Origin of the sequence: Streptomyces sp. ALI-76-A, assembly GCF_030287445.1 — a bacterium.
Classification (GTDB): domain Bacteria; phylum Actinomycetota; class Actinomycetes; order Streptomycetales; family Streptomycetaceae; genus Streptomyces.
Genome location: NZ_JASVWB010000002.1, coordinates 1,003,270 through 1,021,418, shown reverse-complemented (window position 1 = coordinate 1,021,418; position 18,149 = coordinate 1,003,270). Strand labels below are relative to the sequence as shown.

The following is an 18,149-nucleotide window of genomic DNA, read 5'->3' as shown; positions in this document are numbered from 1 at the left end:
TTCGCTCACCCGGTCGGCTTGGGGGAGGGCTGTTCCTCGCTGGCGGCAGCGAGGGCGTCGCGGGTCTTGCTGGAGGCCCGGTAGGCGTCCAGCGACGTCGCCGTGCCGTCCTGAGAGGTGGCGTAGGTGAAGACCACGAACTCGCTCTTGATAGCGCTGTTCTGATCCGGTCCGACGCGGACCGGATCGAACCGGGCCACCCCCGTGTAGGAGTAGTTCAGGCCCTGCACCCGACTCACATCGATGTCCAGATCAGCGAGCGTGTACGTCGTCCCAGCGCCCTTCGTGGCTCTGGTCGCCGTCATCCACTCCGGTACGAACTCGGTGAGCACCCGGGACTTGTGGTCGAGGAAGGCGTAGCGCGCGTCGAGGAGTACCTGCTGCTCCTTGACGGTCCGGGCCGACGCCGAGCTGTCGGTGAGGCTGAGCAGGAGGGACCGGCCCGTCGCCCTGTCACGGTTCACCCGCTCGATGTCCATGCCCGGCAGCTGAGCCAGCAGCGCCGTGTGCTGTGTTGCGAGCTTGGCCCGGGCGTCGCCGAGGTTGCCTTCGAGCTTGTGAACAACCGCATCGGCCTGGGTGTCCGACACGGCCGGGCCGTCGCTGAGCAGGCTGGCTCCGAGCGTGACCACCGAGAGCGCGAGCAGCGCCCCGGTGCCGCCGAGCAGGATCTTCCCGGCGTGCTGGCGCAGCTTGTCCTTGATCTCCTCGTTCACGGTGTCTTCACCTCCTGCTTCAGGGCCTCGCCGGTGGCCGTCGTGCCGGTCTGGATGTTCACGAACGCCTTGCGGACCTGGTCGTAATCGGCGCGGGCCCAGGCCAGCACCGCCGGCCTCTCGCCCGCACCGGTCCTGGTCTCCATTGCCAGCCAGGTCACCGTGATGGTGCTGTCGTCGTTGACCAGGTAGGGCACCTGGGCGACCCACTCAAAGCCGGAGCTGAAGCTCATCGGGATCCCGACGCCGGCCGCCACGTCCTTGTCACTGGCGAGCAGGTACCACGGCCCCAGGTCCGCCTGGTGCACCGAGGGGGCGAAGTAGGGGATGAGGTTGCGCAGCGTCGGCTGAGACGTCGCCGTGTCGAGCGAGCCGCCGTCTGCCGCCACGCTGGGCGTCAGGTAGCGGTAGTCGTTCTGCAGCTTCGCGACCTGACCAGCCGCCGTCAGGGCCGCGGTCAGACCACGCTCGGCGTCGTCGGCCTTCGGCAGCGCCGCCGTCTTCGCCTCGGTGATCCTGATCTGCTCCTGCAGAGAGGGGATCTCCGGCCCAGCCGTATCGCTCACCGCGCTCTGACCGCCGGAGAACCCCGCGGAGAGTACGAAGCACAGCAGTGCGCCCACACCCATGCTCACGCCGGCCACGAGGGTGCGCTTGCGCAGGCCGCCCGCGGGCTCCGTCTGCTCAGGAGTGTCCGCGCCCTCCTGCGAGGACGCGGACGTCGCGACGAAGCGCGTCTTGCGCACTGCGCCCCCACCCGACTCATCGGTCTGTGTCGATGCCATTAGTCCTCAACTTGCCGTTTCACTCGAATACCAGGACAACTCTATCAATAAGACGAGTCAAAAGGTGGTGTGAGTCATCCGGAATAGCGAGTCTCGCCACTCGCCGGGACGCCGGAGAGATTCGAGACCTTGCCCTGGGCGTCGACCGTGACGAAGAGCAGCGCGCGCCGGTGCGCCGTGCTGGCTTTGCTCGCCTTGTTCTGGGACACCGCGTCGGAGGTGACCTCGACATCGGCCAGGACGGCGTAGGTGTAGACGCCCGCCTTGACATCGACGACCTCGATGCCCGGATCCTCGCCCAGAGCCGAGTTCAGGCCGACCGTGTCGATGTAGTAGTAACGCCGCCCCTGGGAGTCCTCGCTGAACCTCGACGGAGGCATGAACGACTTCAGGAACGTCTCGTTCTCGTCGAGGCCGAACCGGCTCTTCAGGCTCTCGCGCGCCGCCTCGTAGCTCTGTCCCGAGTCCCACGTGAAGGCCATCGAAAGCAGCGACTTGATGCGCTCGCCGTCGGTGCTCAGCCGGTTCTGGCTGACACCCAGGGCCGCCATAACGTCCGCGTTCACCTGCTCGGCGTTCTTCTTCTGGACGCCTGCCAGATGTCCCTCGACGTCGCTGATCTGGGTTTCCTGCTCAGCCAGGGCCGCGTGCTGGCCGCTCCAGGTCGCGCCGACAACCGTCGCGGCAACCGCGAGGACCGCTGCCGTCACCAGGACCGAGAGATTGCGCCGGAAGAACCCCCGCCGCGTGGGTGCTGCCGTCTGCTCCGTCATCGCTTCCCGCTCTTCTTCTGGGCGCCCGTGCCGCTGAGTTCGGGGACTTCGGACCCGGCCGGCTGCTTGATCGCGGGGTTCTCGTACTGAGCACCGGTGGCCGTCACCACGAGCGCCAGGTCGCTGAAGGCCCCCGTCGAGCCGTTGCGCACGTAGCGCGCGCTCGCCCAGGCGAGCACCTCACCGCTCTTCGTGTCCCGGCACAGCCAGACGACCTTTGCCTGGTTCGTCGCGCCCGAGCCGTCCTTCACGCTCAGATCGGGCATCACCGTCTCGACCTTCCATGCGTACGTGCTCGGGGCAGCCGCGTTCTGGCCGTCGTAGCGGATGTACCAGGCGTGGCGCGGATCGATCTCGGTGGTCGCATCGAACGGCGTCAGCGACGAGGTGCTGTACGCCTCCTTGTCACTGACCAGGAAGGAGTCCTTGCTGAACAGCGGTGCCATGTCTCGGCGGTGCTTGATGATCTCCAGCGTGGCCTTGTTCGGGGACCCGTTGTCCGGGCTGGGCTGGACGCCGGCTTGGTGGTACAACGTGGCGAAAGTCTGCTCCCCGGACGCGACCTTCTTCGCATCAGCGGCTGCCGCCTCGGTGAGCTTGGACAACTGCGCGCCGGCGTCCGCCTTTACGGGCGTGGACTGGGCATCGTCCAGCTGCCCCTTGAGCTGGACAATCTGGGCGTCGTTGTCCGCCGTGCTCGCCTTGAAGCTCTCGCCGACCACGCCCGTGGCGACGACCAGGGCGAGGATCCCCACGCCCATCACCGCGGTCACGCTGCGCCGGATCAAACGTGCGTTGTCCTCAGGGGTGCGCACCTGGACCTTCTCGCGCTGGCGCATCGTCCAGCCCGCGAAGCGCTCCTCGAGCTCGGCTCCGGTGACCTTCTTGCGCGTCTTCGGTGCCGCGGGCTTCTCCTCGGGTATCGACCCGGTCTCCTGATCGGGGCCCGAGCTCTCGGACTCGTCATGGACTGTCGTCACGGAACACACTCCTCACTCCACGTTGCCCTCATAAACGACTCAAGTCTATCTCGAAAGGCATTCGGAATAGACCTTGAATCCATTCGATAAGGGCTTCCCCAAAAGTGAAGCCGGCACGCATGGCCTGCTCCGGACATGAAGAAGCCGGTGCCCAGATCGCCCGGCACCGGCTTCTCACTCCCAGATCAGATGCAGCGCATCAGACCGTCTTGATCTTGCCGGAGGGGAGCATCGAATCCGACATGTCCACGAACTTCCAGCCCTCGGCCGCCATCCGCGCCGCGCTGTCGACACGGATCCGGCCCATGAAGGCGCAGTAGCCGGCCTCGCCGAGGATGACCTTGTCGCCCTGGACGCCGAGCACCACGAGGGTGTGGCCGGCAGGACCGGAGCCCGGGCCGGAACCCACCGAATACGCCGTCGGAGTCGAAGACAACTGCTTGCCGGTCTCCCCCGCGATCGTGTACGCCGTCTCCTTGCCGTCACCGGCCGGGTAGGTCTGGAACGTCGTGTACTTGTTCACGAAGTAGGTCGAGAACGACACGCAGTTCTCAGCGTGATTGCTCCCGCACGAGCCAGGACCACCCTGGTCGCCGTAGCGGTCGTCGAGGAACTTGTCACCCTCCTTGTTGAAGAGGTCGACGAGGGCCTGAGCCTCTTCCTGGGTCATCCCGCCGTCCTTCAGCGAGACGGAACTGCCGCCCTTGGAGGGACAGTTGCCCAGGATCGTGTTGATGCCGTTGACGATGTTCTCGATGATCCCGCCGACGATGTCCTTGACGTCGCCCACGATCGAGCTGTCGACCGACCAGCCGCTCATCTTGCCGAACCACATCTCGGCGTTGTCGCCTCGTGCGGTGAGCCCGGCCGCGCCGTCAGTGGAACGCTCCCAGTTCTCGTGGAAGTGCAGCGCCGCCGTACGCGGCGAGCCCTGCGACGTCTTGAGCATGTCCTTGAAGACCGTGACATCGCCGGGGTTGTCACCATCGACCATGAAGGCCAGCTGGGCCTTGATCGTGAACCAGTCGACGCCCTTGCTCTTCGCGTACTGGCGCAGCAACGTGTTGCGGCCGAACGTCCACTGCCCGAGACCGATGCCGTTGTCCGTGTTCTGTGCGGCGCTGGCCTTCTCGGCGGTCATGGCATACGTCCCCGAGGGGAAGTTCTGCACGCTCGTCGGGTCGATCCCAGACTCCTGCGACCAGTTGCCGAGGATGCCCGCGATGTTCGCCTTCGGCATCCCCCAGCTGCTGAGTACCGAGTAGATCTCCTTGGCGTTCTTCTCCACGTCCGCCGGGATGGTGGCCCCGGAACCGTTGCCGACGCTACCCGCGTTGACGACGCACGCCGTCCCGTTCGTGTTGATGCTGCCTTCGGTCAGCGCCGTCGAGTTGAGGACGCCGGTCAAGACCGTGCCCAGCAGGGCCACGGTGGCGGTCATCGCGACCGCACCCGACATCGCTGCCGCTACAGGGGCCATCGTCGCCGTGACAGTGACGCCCAGGACCGCGCCGGCCCCCTTGGCTATAAAGCTGCCGATCGCCATGAACGGCGCAGCGATCGCATGACCAACCGCCTTGACAATGCTGACGATGAGCGTCCACAGCAGCTTCCCGGCGTTGACGGCCATCGCCATGGCGGCGAAGAACATGGACTTGAGCCAGTTCAGGAAGGCCATGGCCATGACCACACCCATGGCAGGCGGAACAGCAGCCGCGCCACCGCCGACGGCGACGCCCTTGGCCGCCTTCGAGCCCAGGCCCTCGTCGTCCTTCGGCGCACCGTGCTCGTAGCCCGTGCCGCCGGCACCCAGCATGCGCTGGTCGGCCGGCTTGGCGTCCGGGCTGCCACCGGTGACCTTGGACACGCCCTTGACCGCGTCCTGGGCCCCTTCGACGCCGGCGTTCTTCGCTGCGCCAACGGCAGCTCCCGGAAGCCCGCCAGCCTGTGCGCCGGCCACGGCACCGGAGACGGCAGCTCCCGCGTAACGCCCGGCGTTACGGCGGGTCGCGCTGCTGCCGTCTCCCTCGATCGCCTTCTGGGCCGCGCCTCCGGCCATGTTCCCGGCAACGCCGTTCATGCCCTGCTTGATCTTCGACCCAGTATTCGCGGCACCGGCTGCCTTGCCTGCGGTTTCTGTGGTGTCTGCCGCGTCCGGCATCTTCGGCGCAGTGTTTGCCGCGCCAGAAGGACCAGAAGAAGCAGCTCCCGGGGCCGGGAGCTGCTTGGGCACGCCGGCCTTGCCCTCGGGAGGCTTCTCGATGCCCTCCTCAGGGCCGAGGCTCTTGGTCCCGCGACCTTGCCGGGGCATCCCCTGACTCACCGACGTGCTCGGCTGGTCCTTCGTCGTCCCCTTCTTGGGACTCCGATTCGGCTTGTCGGTGGCCATGTCGTTTTCCTTTCCGGGCCAATGCCAGGCAGCGGGATGCGTCACTTCATCGCCGTACTCAATGGAGCGTGGTGAGGAAGTCCTTGTCGTCGCGAATGATGCTGTTGGACTGCACGTCCCGCAGACTCACGTCAAGTCGGAGCAGATCGAGCGACAGATCAGACTCGTACTGTGACTTGTTTCGGGAGTAGTCCTGATACGCCTGTGAAAGGTTGTTCATGATGTTCATGAGCGGGCGCATCGTCACGTCAGAGGACTGGTAGTCCTTGGTGAGGCTGGTGCCGTCCGAGAGGATCCACTGCATGTCCGAGATCTGCTGGCTCGTCGGATCCGAGCCCTCGTCACGCTTCTTGGTGAAGAACTGGGCGTAGCTCTGACCGGCCGGCACCAGGGCGTCGAGGTAGCCGTCGTAGACGTTGCCTGCACGCCAGTTGAGGTCGAAGCCGCCGGGGACGACATGCTTGGTCTGCAGCGCCAGCGTCGAGACGCCGTCCTTGGCCGCGGCCGCGGAGACGCCCGTGATCTTGTCGGTGGCAATCGAGACCGGGACGGTCGGCGGACGCAGGAACAGGCCGTCGATCTTCGTCGTCTGCAGGTCGGAGGTGTACGACTGAATCTGCGTCAGATTCGTGCGCATCTCGACGAGCTTCTGGTCCAGGGCATCCCTGGCCTCGGCCTCCATCTCCTTGAGCGCGACCTCGTAGTAGGCCTGCGCAGGGTCGAAGGTCAGAGCGTCGAGCGCCGCGATCTTTTGGACCCCGGACGCGCCGGGGTTGAAGAAGACCCGCCACTGGTCGTACTTGGAGAAGGTCTCGTCGCCGGCCAGCTTGCCGCTGCTGTGCGCCTGCTCCGCTCCGGGCGTGGTGAGTTCGGCATTCGCACGGACCGTCAGGTTCAACACCTGGCGGTCGAAGGGCCGGTCGGCGTTGAGGAGGACCCCGACGTAGCCGGTCGAACCGAAGGCGTAGAAGGAGCCTTTGATCCCGCTGGTGCTGACCGGCTCGCTGTTCAGCGAGGTGTCCGACCCGAGCAGGAACGCCCTGTAGTCCGCGGCGTTGTACGAGATCTGAGCGGTCGGACTGAAGTGCATCATCACGAGCGCCTTGTTGCCGCTCTCGTTGGTGTAGACCCCGTCGACGGTGCCGTCGAGATTCGTCTTCGACGTCTTGAAGTCGCTGGTGTACAGCGCCGTCTGCGACAGCGAGTCACGCCCCGCCTGGTACGCCGAGGCACCCGATGCGCTGATCACGATCGCGCCCGTGACCGCAAAGATGCCGAAGAACACCCCAAACCGCTCGATCGCGTGGTGCGAGTCGAGCTTGAACTTCCTGCTGAAGGCCAGTGCCTTGTCCTTGATCCCCATGTTCTGCTCTCTTTCGTGCCTGCACCGTGCTGCGGGCCCGGATATGGCGAACCGGGCCGGAGGAGGCCTTGCACCTCAACCGACCCGGTTCGCTCGACGACTCTGTCCCCGGTCGTGTGCACGTCTGTGACGGCCTCTTACTTGGAAGGGCCGCTCAGGAACCCGCTGAACTGATCGGCGGTCTGGGCGATCACCGTGCCGCCGCCGAGGTCCGTGATGGTCTGCTGGCCGCCGGAACCGATCGTCGAGATCAGCGACCACCCGCCGGTGCCCAGGGCTCCGCCGACGAGAATGAGAAGCGCGATCGTGCCCCAGCCCTGCTGCTGACCCGCGGACTGCGGGTTGGCCATCAGCTTCTTGATCAGGAGCACACCGCCCCAGACCAGGCCGGCAGCACCGAGCAGCATGAGCAGAAGACCGCCCCAGAGCTGGATCTGGGACTTGGCGTTCTGCAGGAAGCTGGTCAGGTCCCAGGCTGCACTCGGCAGGGAAGCCTGTGTGAGGACGGCTGCCTCGTAGATCTTCGTCATGGATCTTTCCTCTCGCCTTTCGAATCATTCGGTGGCATGACAGTGAGTCACAAGGCAACAAGCGCAGCTCATCCGCCCGGTCGGGCAGTGATAGAAGCCGGGGTGGTCGGTAGACATGCTGTCGGCTCCCCCCGCTGGCTCGTATACGTGCGCATCTGCAGTGACTAATCTACATCATTCGAATGGCTAGTCACATAGAGCGTGAAAGGGTCTATTGATAAAGATCCAAAAGGGGCTCGGAAGCGAGGCGAATCGGCATCGCGACGCGCGACCGCAGGGTCGCGGCGGATGCCTGTGGAATCCGCAGTGTGAGATGTGTAATGTGCCGCTCCAGCACTGCTGCGGCGCTGGCCTGCTCGATTTCGAGGCGGGCCACCCTCACACGCCCGATCGCGATCTTGACCAGGAAGTGCCAAACCGCCATGAACCCACTGCCCGGCGACCTTTTCGCCCGCCGACTTCGTCAAGAACGCGAACGCCTCGGCATCAGCCAGGCAGAACTAGCGCGCCGTATGGCCGCCCTGCTCGGCACGAACGTTGACTCCACCGCCATCACACGCATCGAGCAGCAGACCCGCGCGGTCAGGCTCGACGAGGCGGTCGCCGCTGCCGAAGCTCTCGGGGTCCCTCTGATCACACTGGTCAGCGACAATTACGCCCGCGAAAACGAAGCCGAGATCCAGAACCAGCTCGCCGAACTCGCCCTCGCCGAGCAGGAATGGGAGAGGCTGCGCCAGAAGATCCACCGGATCACCCAGACCATCCAGCATCTGTCCGCCGAGCGGGAGGCATTCCGCTCTCACGCGCTGGACGTCAACCCGGAAACCGCCGGCGACTACGAGCTCGACCCTGATACCCAGGCCGCTCTCGACGCCCGGATGCGTGATGTCCGCAACAAATCGGCCGGAGAGGTCACCGACCCAGGTGCATGACGCTGTTGCGGACGGCCGGGTTGAACGCCCAGTGGTAGACGTCACCGTCTCGGGCTTCCGCCACCGGCTGGCCGGCATGATCTCCTCGGTGCTCGCGCCGTTCCGCCTTGCCTGAGTGACGTGACCAGCTCGCAGACTGTGGAAGCCGTACGCCGACGCATTCAATCCTCAAGGCCGCCGAGGGGGCCGTGGCCGAAGGCGAAGGACTGGCAGGTCCAGGACCTCGACACCGACTTCTTCGGCACCACGCTGCAGCAGCTCGTGGACGCGTACGACGAGCAGTTCACCGGCACCCCGCAGTTCCGCTACGGCGGCCGGTAGTACGACCCGCCCGGCCAGGGCGCCCCGGAATCCGGTCAAGACGTTGACCACGCTGCATCAGGAGTGCGCTACCGGCGATGATGACGCCCGAGCTCGTCGATCTGATCCGTCCCGGCCTGTCACCTGCGGCGGCATGCCTCCTCGCCGCCGCGTCGTGCCCTAGCCTCGACGTGCTGCTCGTCGCAGCCAGTACCCGCCAGCACTGGGACGAGGCCGCGGCCGCCGTGACAACGCCGCTCGACGGCCGAGAACTCCGGGAGGTTCTCGATGCCCTCACCGCCACCTGACGGACCCACCCGGGTCCGTATGGAGAAGGCGCACGACCACGCAGCAGCCGAGTTCGGGCTCGACTGCGACGGTCCGCCGGCATGGGACGTAGCCGCAACGACCCCGATATCGCCCTGCCTTACCTTCTCGCCGAGTGCGGCGCCGAGCCTGTGCGCTGGACGGCCCTCCTCGAGGCCCGACTACGGCCCCGCCGACAAGCGGGTCAGTTTCGGACAACTCCTCGGCAACCTCCGAGCCCCCCTCTGCCGCCTGTGCAACCTGACGAGGTACGACTGCCTCGGGTGAGTCCCTTCGCGCCGTGCGCGCTCCATCGGAGGCCCGGCGGAACGTGGGTGGACGCGGCGCCTGGAGGGAGCGTCACGCTCCCGCGGCGAGGAACTGGCGGGCGCCGCGCAGCGTGGTGCGCAGCCTGAGCTGGGTCGCGCGGCTGTCGAGGCGTACGTCGAGCGCGCCGGGAAGCGCGCTGTGGGCCCGCAAGCCCGCGGGCAGCCGGGTGGCGTCGAGCCCGTCCCGCTCGGCGATGAGGACGCCCAAGTCGTGTCGGCTCAGGGCTTCTGCTCCGGCGAGGTGCTGAATCCCGTGCGTATCGCCGAAGCCGAGCTCCAACAGGGCTGCAGCCAGGTCAGCGACATGCACCGGGCAGCGGATGTCGTCGGTGAACAGCACCCCGTTCCGGGTGCCGGCAGCAAGTTCGTGCACCGCCCGTACGTGCTCGGACCGTTGGTCGCCGATGATCAGTGAGGTGCGTGCGATGACGGCGTCTGGGTGCACGAATCGGATGCCTGTCTCGGCCGCGGCCTTCGCCGCGCCGTAGGGCGTGACCGGGTCGGGAAGATCGGTTTCGTCGTAGATGATTCGGGTGCCCGAGAACACCGAGTCGCTGGACACGTGGACGAAGCGGCTGCCGTGCTGTGCCGTAGCCATCGCCAGGCGGATCGGACCTTCGGCCGTAACCGCCCAGTCCGCATTGCCGCTCGTGGCGTTGACGACAAGGCGCGGCGCAGTCTCGGCGACGACTGCGTAAACACGCTCGGGGTCCCGAAGATCGAGGGCGTGCCATGTCGCCCCGGGGGTGCTGACGGGCCTGGTCGTGAAGGTAGCGGCCGTCGTACGGCCGGCCGCTACCGCCTGGCGCACTAGCTCGGCGCCCAGAAATCCGCTGCCGCCGATGATCAGGACCGTCATGGCGAGACACGGTAGAGCATCCTCGCGCCGCTCGGCGCCGCCTGCCCCTCGGGGCTGCGCGGCGTACGGAGTTGGGTGGGGCGAACAGCGCCTCGACCTGGCCCTTGACCAGGTCCCAACCGGAGGGGCACGGCGTGACTGGCCGTAGCGCATGAATAGTTCCGGCGGCACAGCGGACGTGGACAACCTTGGATAGGTCCGCCACCAGCGGCAACAGGCAGCCCGGGCAGGCCAGTTGGCTGGCGGTAGACGACGAAGCGCGTAGCTGGCACACTCGCGCCGCCTGAAATCTGCGGCGCGGTCCGACACCCGCCTGCGAAGCTGTCGCGTCGGATCCGTCGGATCCGTCGGATCAGCCCGGTACGAGACCAGGACGCGCACCATGCCCTCGAACACGCCCGTCACCACCGCAACACACCGCCGCGTGGACTGGAAGGTCCTCGACCGCGCCCTGGCCCCGTACTCCACCGACTCCCTCCTCGTGCTGCTCCAGGCCACCCTCACCTCGCCGGACTGCCAACGCCTTCAGGACCACCTGCTGCTGATGCTCACCCGAGTCCTGCGCACCCCCTCCCGGACCGGGGCGACCGCCGGCGCCGACGACCTGCCCGGCCTGGTCGACGCCATCACGCGCGCCGCCCCCGGACGCGCGGCTCTCACCGGCCGCGATCCCAGCGACCTGCGCGCCGGAGTGGCCAGCACCGTCGCGGGGGAGCGCCTGCTGGTCCACCCCGGGCAGCTCGCCCACCCCCTGCTCCTGCTGCGCAGCCTCCAGCTCACCGCCCTGGCCGTCGACGAACCGCTGTGCGAGGCGGTCGGCTTCGGGATCAGTGACGTCCTCGACCTGGCCCTGCGGATCACCGACCGGGCGCTGAGCGCGCTCACCCCCGCGTGGCCCGAGCCCTACGTCAGCACGGACGACGATCCCGAGTATCAGGTCGCCTGCCGTCTCACCCCCGCCGAGGTCGACGCCGCCACCGCGATCGCGTCGGCCGACCCGGCCGCCCTCGTCCCCGCCTGTCGGCATCCGCAGCGCGCCGGACGCGCCCTGACCTGGCTGACCAACCCGATCAAGGACCTCCCGCTGCGCTACCGCCCCGACACCCCGCTGCTCGGCCCCGTCCTGGCCGTCACCGCGCACGGCCGGCGGCTGCCCGTCCCCGCCGGCTCGGCGACGGACGCCATCGCCCCGGCCGCCACCCGGCTGCTCGCCCTCCTGCCACCGGACGAACTCGCCGCGGCCGAGGAACGGCTGCAGGAGGTGACCGTCTCCCGGCTCGCCCAACTCCTCGGCCTGGACCACATCCCCGCCCGCCCCGGACCGGTGTGCCGCATGACCTCGCCCACCCACCGCTACGACATCGCCATCGTCAGCGCGCTGGCGGACGGCGCCCTGAGCGGCCGCATTGAGGAAGGCCGCGCCGCCCTCACCGACACCCCGCCGGGCCGCGGCCGCCTCGTCATCTACGGCGGCCCCCACGTCCTGACACGCGAGGTGATCCGCGACACCGCCTTCCTCCACGTCGAGGAACTCGCCGAGATCCTCCACCAGGCCAACGGCGACCCGACCCTGCCGGCCCTGTTCGTCCTGGAACTCACCGAACACCCCGGCGTGCACGGCGTGGCCTACCTCGATGCCCTCGACGCGTGGTCGCTCTGGCACCGCAACGCCACCCTGCTGCTGCCCGGCCCCGACCGCGACGACATCGCGCTCGTCCCCGTCACGCCGTACGACCAGGTCTGGGAACACGCAGCCGTACACGCGGCCACCGACCACGTGCTGAATGCCGCCGGCCTGCCGGGCGTACGGGAGTTCACCCGCGTCACACCGATCCCACCCGAGCCCGGGGCCCACGGGACGAGAGCCTGCCTGGAGTACCACAGTTCCGAGGGCACGATGCTGATCCGCACATCGACCGTCCCGCCGATGGTGATCGTCGCTGTCCCCTCTCAACGGCACGGCGGCCCACTCGACGCGCGGGGCATGGACGACCTGGTCGACGCCCTGCACACCACGCTCACCACCATCGAGCCGGTCGCCGCGCACGCGACACTCCCCGACGGCGCACCCCTCATCGTGGACGTGACCGTCTCCGACGAACCCCACCAACTGCCCACCGCAGCACCGGAGCCGGCCGATGACGCCGACGCGGGGGAGCGGCTCCTCCTGCGCGCCGGCGCCGACCCCGAGACCGCCCGGATCGGACTCGTCGTCGACCCGCCACTCCTCGCCACTTTCGCCGGCGACGGCCACCAGGGCCACCGCATCCTGGGCCGGCTCGTCCACGAACTCATCACCCAAGTCCGCGATGGCCGCGCCGCCGGGCCCGGCACCGACATCGACACCTTCACCGACGCGTGGAACAGCGGCCACCCTCTCCTGCTCCTGGCCGGCATCACCAACTCCTGGCCCCCAACCCGCCCTGCCTACACACTGCCGCGCACACCGCACCTCCACGTTCGCGCCCTGCGTGCCGCGGCCGCCGCCGTACGCCGCACGGGCGTGCCGACCGGCACGTGGCACGGCGCCGACGCATGCCGCCCCGGCGGTCCCGCCGAGCAGCTCCTGCACGCCCTGGAGGCCGAACTCGCCGACCAGATCAGCGCCTACCATCCGGATCTGTTCGGCGAACTCGCCCGGCACCTGAACGCCGCGTGGTCGCACCGCACCCGCTCGCACACCACCACCGCCATCAACCTCGCGGCCCCCTGGGCGGACAACTGGGCGGAGGAGTCCCGACGCCAGCAGCAGGACTCCATGACCGCCACCACGGCGCTGCACCTGCTGCTGCAGCAGGCGCTCCTCACACCGCCCGCCGGCCACCGGCCCGTCGACGTCCTTGCCGTCGCCGAGCTCGTCGCGCTCGCCGAAGTCGTCCTCACCACCGGCAACACAGCGGTCGCCGCCGGGCGCCGTCTGCACGACCTTGTCCTGACCATCGATCCCAGCGGGCTGTTCACTCTCAGCGTCGACCCCGATCCCGACACCCCGGCCCCGGCCCAGACCGCGGCACCCGGGGTCCATCTCGGGTTCGACGCCGGCGCCTACCACTACGCCCGCCACGAGCGGATGATCGCGACCGCCGCCGACACCAAACTCGAGGCCATCGACGCCGGCGTACTCGCCCGCCCGAACGTGCCTACGCCCGTCGCCTTCAGGGAAGCGGCCATTCCCGCCGGCAGCGAACTCGCCAAGGCCGACCAGCTCCTCATCCAGCACTGGGGATGCAGTCTGGACGCGATCGTCGCAGTCCTCGCCACCGCCATCGACTGGCCCACCGGCGAGAGCGGCACCATCACCGCGACCCCCGAGGAACTGGTCACTGAGAGCGCCGCATGGTCCGGGCTTCCCGCCGACCAACTCCACGCGGCTGTCGACCGTCTGCGCCTGCACCCCGGCAACGCCGACGGCCCCGGCGAGCACGCCTACACCGAGGTCGAGCGCCGCACCCGGCCACTGACCCACCCCCTCATCGCCCACGGCAAGCAGCTCCTCGTCCTGCCCTGGCTCGCCCACGTCTCCCTGGAGACGTACGCCGCCTACCTCGACGACGGCCACCTCCCGCACCCCGAACTCCCCGACCCCGTCGACAAAGCCCTCCTGCGCCACCGCCAGCAACGCGACCAGCGCCTGGAGAACGACGTGCGGGATGCCGCCCGCCGTGCCGGACTGCCGCACCGCTTCCGCCTCCTGAAGAAGAACGCCGCCATGCTCGGCATCCCTGACCTGACCGGAGAGATCGACCTCCTGGTCGCCGACCGCGACACCCACCGACTGTGGGTGATCGAGGCGAAGAACCCCACCCGCGCCGTCGCAGCCCACGCCCTGCAGCTGCACATGAAGAAGTTCAACACCGACTACCGGGACAAGCTGCTCAGGAAAGCCGCCACCATCGCCCAGTACGCGGCCCAGGCCGCAGCGGCCTGCGGTGTCCACGGCGAACACCCCTGGCGGGTACTGCCGTTGTTTGTCACCCGCAACGTCGAGCCGACCGCGTTCCTCACCGATCCCGGCATCACCTACACCACCGTCGATCACCTCCCGGCCATCCTCAGCCAGCCCGACGACCCCGAGCCCGGCTGGGCGCCGGCCGGACCGCCCGAGACCCCGTGACCAGGCGCCGCCTGTGGCCAGCAGCTTCTTCTCCACCTCACCGTCCAGCGGTGCGGGCCGCCCCGGCGATGTCGCGGCCGCTGATGCTGCGCGCCATCGGCGAGACGGGTAAACCGCCTGGAGGGTGAGGTGGAGGAGAAGCGTCAGAAAAGCGACCCGCAGAACGGGGCGTGCGCTGCCAATCTCGGGAGCGCCGGGGTGACGAGATCTCTGGAGCCCCGACAGACCGCCAGGGGGCCGCGCCTTTCGACCCCTCTTGCCTTGTGCGAGCTCATCTACTAAGGCTGTCCTTACCTCCTATTCGTGGCAGAATACGAGGTACTGAGGAGGGGTCAGAAGACCCGACGCCAGCAAGGTTTCGTGCCTTGAAAGTTGACCGTGTGAACGAGCGGAGCGCGCGCGTGACCCTGACCGAGTTCGACCCCGCGGCCACCCGGCCGCCGCCCGTCCTACGGTGACGCTCCACCGTCTCGATGCCGCCGCGGGCGTACCGGCGTGAGCGCGGCCGGGGCGGAGATGAACTATCCGCCGGTCCGCAACGGCATGGACTACCTGCGCAGCGTCGTCGCCCACCTGGACCGCGAGGAGCCCGACGAGCGGGATCTGAAGTACGGCGTCCTGCACCTCCAGGCGGCCACCGAGGTGCTCCTCAAAGCGCTCCTGGTCTCCTTCGACTGGCGCCAGGTCTTCACCAAGCCGGACGAGGCCGACGAACTCGCCTACCGGCAGGGGGACTTCACCAGCTGCAAGATCGACGACGCGATCAAGCGGCTGCGCGCGCGGGGCGTGGAGATCGCGCCGGAGGACAAGGCGCACATCACCGCCCTGGCCAAGCAACGCAACCGCCTGCAGCACTTCGGGCTGACCGCCACCGCGCCCGCCATCGAGGCCCGTGCCGCGCAGGTGCTGGACTTCCTCATCGCCTTCGTCAACGACCACCTGCGGCCGGGCCTGACCGGCGCCGAAGCGCAGCACCTGGACCAGCAGATGTACCACGTGCGGCAGGCGCTGCCCCGCATACGCGGCTACTCCTCGATCATCATGGACCGCATCAAGCCCGAGCTGGCCGGCCTGGAGTGGTACACCCTGCGCTGCCCGGACTGTCTCACGTGGGCCCTGCTCGCCGAGGGCGGCGAGGTCCGCTGTCTGTTCTGCGAGACCGACTGGGACGCCGAGGCCTTCCCGTCGGAGTACGCGGCGGGGGTGCTCGGGCACTCCTGGAGCAACGACGGGACGGAGTCCGATCTCGCCCCCCCCTGCCCAGAGTGCGGCGCAGAGGCACTGATCGGCGAGGCGTACCTGGCTGCCGCGCCGGAGCAGGCCATGCAGTACTGCTTCGGCTGCTCGAGGGAGTTTCAGGGACTGGAGTCCTGCCTGCGCTGCAGCCAGCTCTACCAGCAGGGAGAGGACCACGTCGCCATTTGCAACGACTGCCTGGGGAGCCTGGGTTGAGCACCGAAGCGACCGAACTGGAGGAAATCGTCGACGCCGAGATTGTCGACGACCACGAACGACTGCTGCCCGTGGCCGGCGCCCCGGTTCCCTACCGGATCACCCGCCACACGATCCTCGCCGAGGGTGAGCTGCCGCCACGCGCCGACGAGGAACCGCCCTTCACGGCCAAGGACTTCAAGGTCCCGGACCGCGTGAAGAAGCGGATCACTGAGCGCGGCGCTCGCAACACCCGGGTCAACCGCGACTCCACGCGCACGCGCTTCGAGCAGTGGTGCGCGAAGGAGGGCCGGATCGCCCAACCCACCACCACGACGGCCAACGTTGCCGCGTACTTCGGCTACCTCATGGAGACGGGAAAGCAGGACGGCAGCAAGTACAGCCCGGACAGCCTGCTCGCCTACTGCTCCCGGATCGTCTCCTGGTACCCGAAGGGGGAGCGGCCGGACGCCTCCCTCGTCCGCGAGATGATCGAGGACTACCGACTGGAGGAGTTCATCCCGGCCGGCGGGGAGAAGGAACAGTCCGCCGGCCTCACCCTCAAGTACCTGGTCAAGGTGCTCGCCAAGATCGACGAGAGCACTCGGATCGGGCGGCGCGACGCGGCCATGCTCGTCCTGCAGTACGGGATGCTCTACCGCTCCATCGAGGTCACGAACCTGCTGGTCAAGCAGATCCGTGTCGACACCGACGGCGTGTGGGTGTGGACCGCCATGAGCAAGACGCGGCGAAAGGGCAAGGGCCGGTGGCGCTTCATCCGCGACCGCGCCGACCTTCAGTTCGTCGCCCGCGTACGGGCCTGGCTCGCTGATCTTCGCGAGCTGTGTGAGCCGACCGAGCACGACCAGAACCCTGCGGTCGGCGAGTCAGCCTACCTGCCGACCAAGCCGCTCTTCCGGGCCCTGACGACCACGGGCAACCTCAAGCGCCGGAAGAACGCGACCGTGCGGGGTCTCTTCCTCACCGGCCGGGCCGTCAACGAGATGGTCAAGGCACGCGCCAAGGCCGCGGGTGTGTCCCTGATCAACGGACTCAAGGTCACCTCCCACAGCCTGCGCGCGGGACCGAACACCGACATGGCCCAGGCCCTGGTCCCGCTCGCCGACCGCAACACGGCCGGCGACTGGAGCGAGAAGTCCGAGCTCGCCGACAACGTGTACAACCGGCCCGACGGCTCGATCGACGTCAGCAAGAAGGATCCGCTCGACGCTGTGCCGCTGTTCGGAAGACCGCTAACTGCCTCTGTGACCAGCGGGAATGCAGCCGAACCGCCGCTACAGGACGCCGGGTTGAACTAGCCATTTCGTTTGGATCAGCCGGTCGTTGGTTCGGGTGTGCCGTTGACTGATGCGCAGTGGGCGCGGATCGAGCCGTTGCTTCCGGACCGGACGCCGAAGCGGGGTGGCCGCTGGCGGGACCATCGTGAGGTGATCGACGCGATCGCCTTTAAGTTCCAGACCGGTACCCAGTGGGTGCACCTGCCGGACAAGTACGGCAACTGGCGGGGCGTCTACAACCGGCTGCGGATGTGGGCCGTCGATGGCACGTGGGAGCGGGTGCTCACCGCCCTGGTGGCCCAGGCCGACGCGAACGAAGACGTCAGCTGGGCTGTCTCGGTAGACTCCACGATCGTGCGGGCACACCAGCATGCGGCCGGGGCCCGCAAAAAGGGGCCCCGGCCGACGAGCCGGACGATCACGCCATCGGCCGGTCCCGCGGCGGACTGACCACGAAGATCCACCTCGCGGCCGACGGCCGGTGCCGGCCACTCGCGTTCGTCCTCACCGCCGGCCAGGCCGGCGACGCACCCGCCTTCACGGACGTCTTGGCCTGCTTGCGTGTTCCCCGCCCTTTTGGACGGCCCCGCACCAGGCCGGACCTGGTCCTGGCTGACAAGGCGTACTCCTCCCGCGCGATCCGCGACCACCTGCGCAGACGTGGCATCCGTGCGGTAATCCCGGAACGGGCCGACCAGCAGGCCAACCGGCGGCAGCGCGGACAGGCGGGCGGCAGACCACCTGCCTTCGACCGCGAGGCATACAAGCAACGCAATACCGTCGAGCGGTGTATCAACCGCCTGAAGCAGTGGCGCGGCATCGCCACCCGCTACGAGAAGACCGCGACCATCTACCTCGCCGGACTTCACGTCGCGGGCATCTTCCTCTGGTCCGCCCGCTGATCCAAACGAAACCGCCTAGTACTCCAGCAGCGTTTCGCTATCTGGCCTGGTCGGAGGCGTCGCCGGGAGTGTAGTGGCCAGGCGGCGGGCAGGTGGCGGACTCGAGGGAAGACCCCACCAACGAGGCTCCCCTGCGTCGGTA

General features: G+C 68.2%; 16 protein-coding genes. 7 read left to right on the top strand and 9 right to left on the bottom strand.

The features are described 5' to 3' along the window. Positions 1 to 5: 5 nt before the first annotated feature. The 8 genes from QQS16_RS05350 to QQS16_RS05315 all read right to left on the bottom strand — a co-directional run bounded on the left by QQS16_RS05350 (position 6) and on the right by QQS16_RS05315 (position 7,960). Positions 6 to 716 carry a hypothetical protein gene (locus QQS16_RS05350; protein WP_286060454.1) on the bottom strand — a complete coding sequence of 237 codons (711 nt, stop codon included), beginning with the start codon at positions 714 to 716 and terminating at the stop codon, positions 6 to 8. After that, entirely contained in the window at positions 713 to 1,462 is a 750-nt protein-coding gene (locus tag QQS16_RS05345; RefSeq protein WP_286060453.1) for a hypothetical protein, read from the bottom strand. The genes QQS16_RS05350 and QQS16_RS05345 overlap by 4 nt, the downstream gene beginning before the upstream one ends. 113 nt (positions 1,463 to 1,575) lie before the next feature. Further along, complete coding sequence (locus tag QQS16_RS05340) at positions 1,576 to 2,274, bottom strand: hypothetical protein (RefSeq protein ID WP_286060452.1); 699 nt, start codon at positions 2,272 to 2,274, stop codon at positions 1,576 to 1,578. Further along, entirely contained in the window at positions 2,271 to 3,254 is a 984-nt protein-coding gene (locus QQS16_RS05335; RefSeq protein ID WP_286060451.1) for a hypothetical protein, read from the bottom strand. Before QQS16_RS05335 ends, QQS16_RS05340 begins: the two co-directional genes overlap by 4 nt. 199 nt (positions 3,255 to 3,453) lie before the next feature. Further along, complete coding sequence (locus tag QQS16_RS05330) at positions 3,454 to 5,643, bottom strand: phage tail tip lysozyme (RefSeq protein ID WP_286060450.1); 2,190 nt, start codon at positions 5,641 to 5,643, stop codon at positions 3,454 to 3,456. A 58-nt stretch (positions 5,644 to 5,701) separates the two neighbouring features. Beyond that, a complete protein-coding gene (locus QQS16_RS05325) occupies positions 5,702 to 7,006 on the bottom strand; it encodes a hypothetical protein (protein WP_286060449.1) in 1,305 nt (434 codons plus the stop codon). A 137-nt stretch (positions 7,007 to 7,143) separates the two neighbouring features. Beyond that, positions 7,144 to 7,536 carry a hypothetical protein gene (locus tag QQS16_RS05320; protein ID WP_286060448.1) on the bottom strand — a complete coding sequence of 131 codons (393 nt, stop codon included), beginning with the start codon at positions 7,534 to 7,536 and terminating at the stop codon, positions 7,144 to 7,146. A gap of 211 nt (positions 7,537 to 7,747) precedes the next feature. Continuing rightward, complete coding sequence (locus QQS16_RS05315; RefSeq protein ID WP_286060447.1) at positions 7,748 to 7,960, bottom strand: hypothetical protein; 213 nt, start codon at positions 7,958 to 7,960, stop codon at positions 7,748 to 7,750. On the opposite strand from QQS16_RS05315, the gene QQS16_RS05310 reads away from it, so the two are divergent. The 3 genes from QQS16_RS05310 to QQS16_RS05300 all read left to right on the top strand — a co-directional run bounded on the left by QQS16_RS05310 (position 7,959) and on the right by QQS16_RS05300 (position 9,076). Beyond that, entirely contained in the window at positions 7,959 to 8,468 is a 510-nt protein-coding gene (locus QQS16_RS05310) for a helix-turn-helix domain-containing protein (RefSeq protein ID WP_286060446.1), read from the top strand. The genes QQS16_RS05315 and QQS16_RS05310 overlap by 2 nt on opposite strands. 120 nt (positions 8,469 to 8,588) lie before the next feature. Then, positions 8,589 to 8,789, top strand: a complete 201-nt coding sequence (locus tag QQS16_RS05305; RefSeq protein ID WP_286060445.1) for a hypothetical protein — start codon at positions 8,589 to 8,591, stop codon at positions 8,787 to 8,789. A gap of 77 nt (positions 8,790 to 8,866) precedes the next feature. After that, a complete protein-coding gene (locus QQS16_RS05300) occupies positions 8,867 to 9,076 on the top strand; it encodes a hypothetical protein (protein ID WP_286060444.1) in 210 nt (69 codons plus the stop codon). A gap of 358 nt (positions 9,077 to 9,434) precedes the next feature. On the opposite strand, the gene QQS16_RS05295 is transcribed toward QQS16_RS05300, so the two are convergent. Continuing rightward, the gene (locus QQS16_RS05295; RefSeq protein WP_286060443.1) at positions 9,435 to 10,262 is read right to left on the bottom strand and encodes an SDR family oxidoreductase; all 828 of its coding nucleotides are present in this window, start codon (positions 10,260 to 10,262) and stop codon (positions 9,435 to 9,437) included. A gap of 382 nt (positions 10,263 to 10,644) precedes the next feature. On the opposite strand from QQS16_RS05295, the gene QQS16_RS05290 reads away from it, so the two are divergent. The 4 genes from QQS16_RS05290 to QQS16_RS05275 all read left to right on the top strand — a co-directional run bounded on the left by QQS16_RS05290 (position 10,645) and on the right by QQS16_RS05275 (position 18,007). Beyond that, entirely contained in the window at positions 10,645 to 14,376 is a 3,732-nt protein-coding gene (locus QQS16_RS05290; RefSeq protein ID WP_286060442.1) for a hypothetical protein, read from the top strand. Between the two features lie 495 nt (positions 14,377 to 14,871). After that, positions 14,872 to 15,828, top strand: coding sequence for a hypothetical protein (locus QQS16_RS05285; RefSeq protein ID WP_286060441.1), 957 nt, complete (start codon positions 14,872 to 14,874; stop codon positions 15,826 to 15,828). Then, a complete protein-coding gene (locus QQS16_RS05280) occupies positions 15,825 to 17,126 on the top strand; it encodes a tyrosine-type recombinase/integrase (RefSeq protein WP_286060440.1) in 1,302 nt (433 codons plus the stop codon). The genes QQS16_RS05285 and QQS16_RS05280 overlap by 4 nt, the downstream gene beginning before the upstream one ends. A gap of 9 nt (positions 17,127 to 17,135) precedes the next feature. Further along, a protein-coding gene (locus tag QQS16_RS05275; RefSeq protein ID WP_502963766.1) for an IS5 family transposase occupies positions 17,136 to 18,007 on the top strand; the annotation gives its coding sequence in 2 pieces (ribosomal slippage) (positions 17,136 to 17,496 and positions 17,496 to 18,007; 873 coding nt in all). Positions 18,008 to 18,149 lie beyond the last annotated feature (142 nt).

Excerpts from the sequence above, each read along its gene's own strand:
- QQS16_RS05325 (WP_286060449.1), bottom strand. The coding sequence starts at position 7,006 with ATGGGGATCAAGGACAAGGCACTGGCCTTCAGCAGGAAGTTCAAGCTC.
- QQS16_RS05340 (WP_286060452.1), bottom strand. The coding sequence starts at position 2,274 with ATGACGGAGCAGACGGCAGCACCCACGCGGCGGGGGTTCTTCCGGCGC.
- QQS16_RS05330 (WP_286060450.1), bottom strand. The coding sequence starts at position 5,643 with ATGGCCACCGACAAGCCGAATCGGAGTCCCAAGAAGGGGACGACGAAG.
- QQS16_RS05295 (WP_286060443.1), bottom strand. The coding sequence starts at position 10,262 with ATGACGGTCCTGATCATCGGCGGCAGCGGATTTCTGGGCGCCGAGCTA.
- QQS16_RS05315 (WP_286060447.1), bottom strand. The coding sequence starts at position 7,960 with ATGGCGGTTTGGCACTTCCTGGTCAAGATCGCGATCGGGCGTGTGAGG.
- QQS16_RS05320 (WP_286060448.1), bottom strand. The coding sequence starts at position 7,536 with ATGACGAAGATCTACGAGGCAGCCGTCCTCACACAGGCTTCCCTGCCG.
- QQS16_RS05290 (WP_286060442.1), top strand. The coding sequence starts at position 10,645 with ATGCCCTCGAACACGCCCGTCACCACCGCAACACACCGCCGCGTGGAC.
- QQS16_RS05300 (WP_286060444.1), top strand. The coding sequence starts at position 8,867 with ATGATGACGCCCGAGCTCGTCGATCTGATCCGTCCCGGCCTGTCACCT.
- QQS16_RS05310 (WP_286060446.1), top strand. The coding sequence starts at position 7,959 with ATGAACCCACTGCCCGGCGACCTTTTCGCCCGCCGACTTCGTCAAGAA.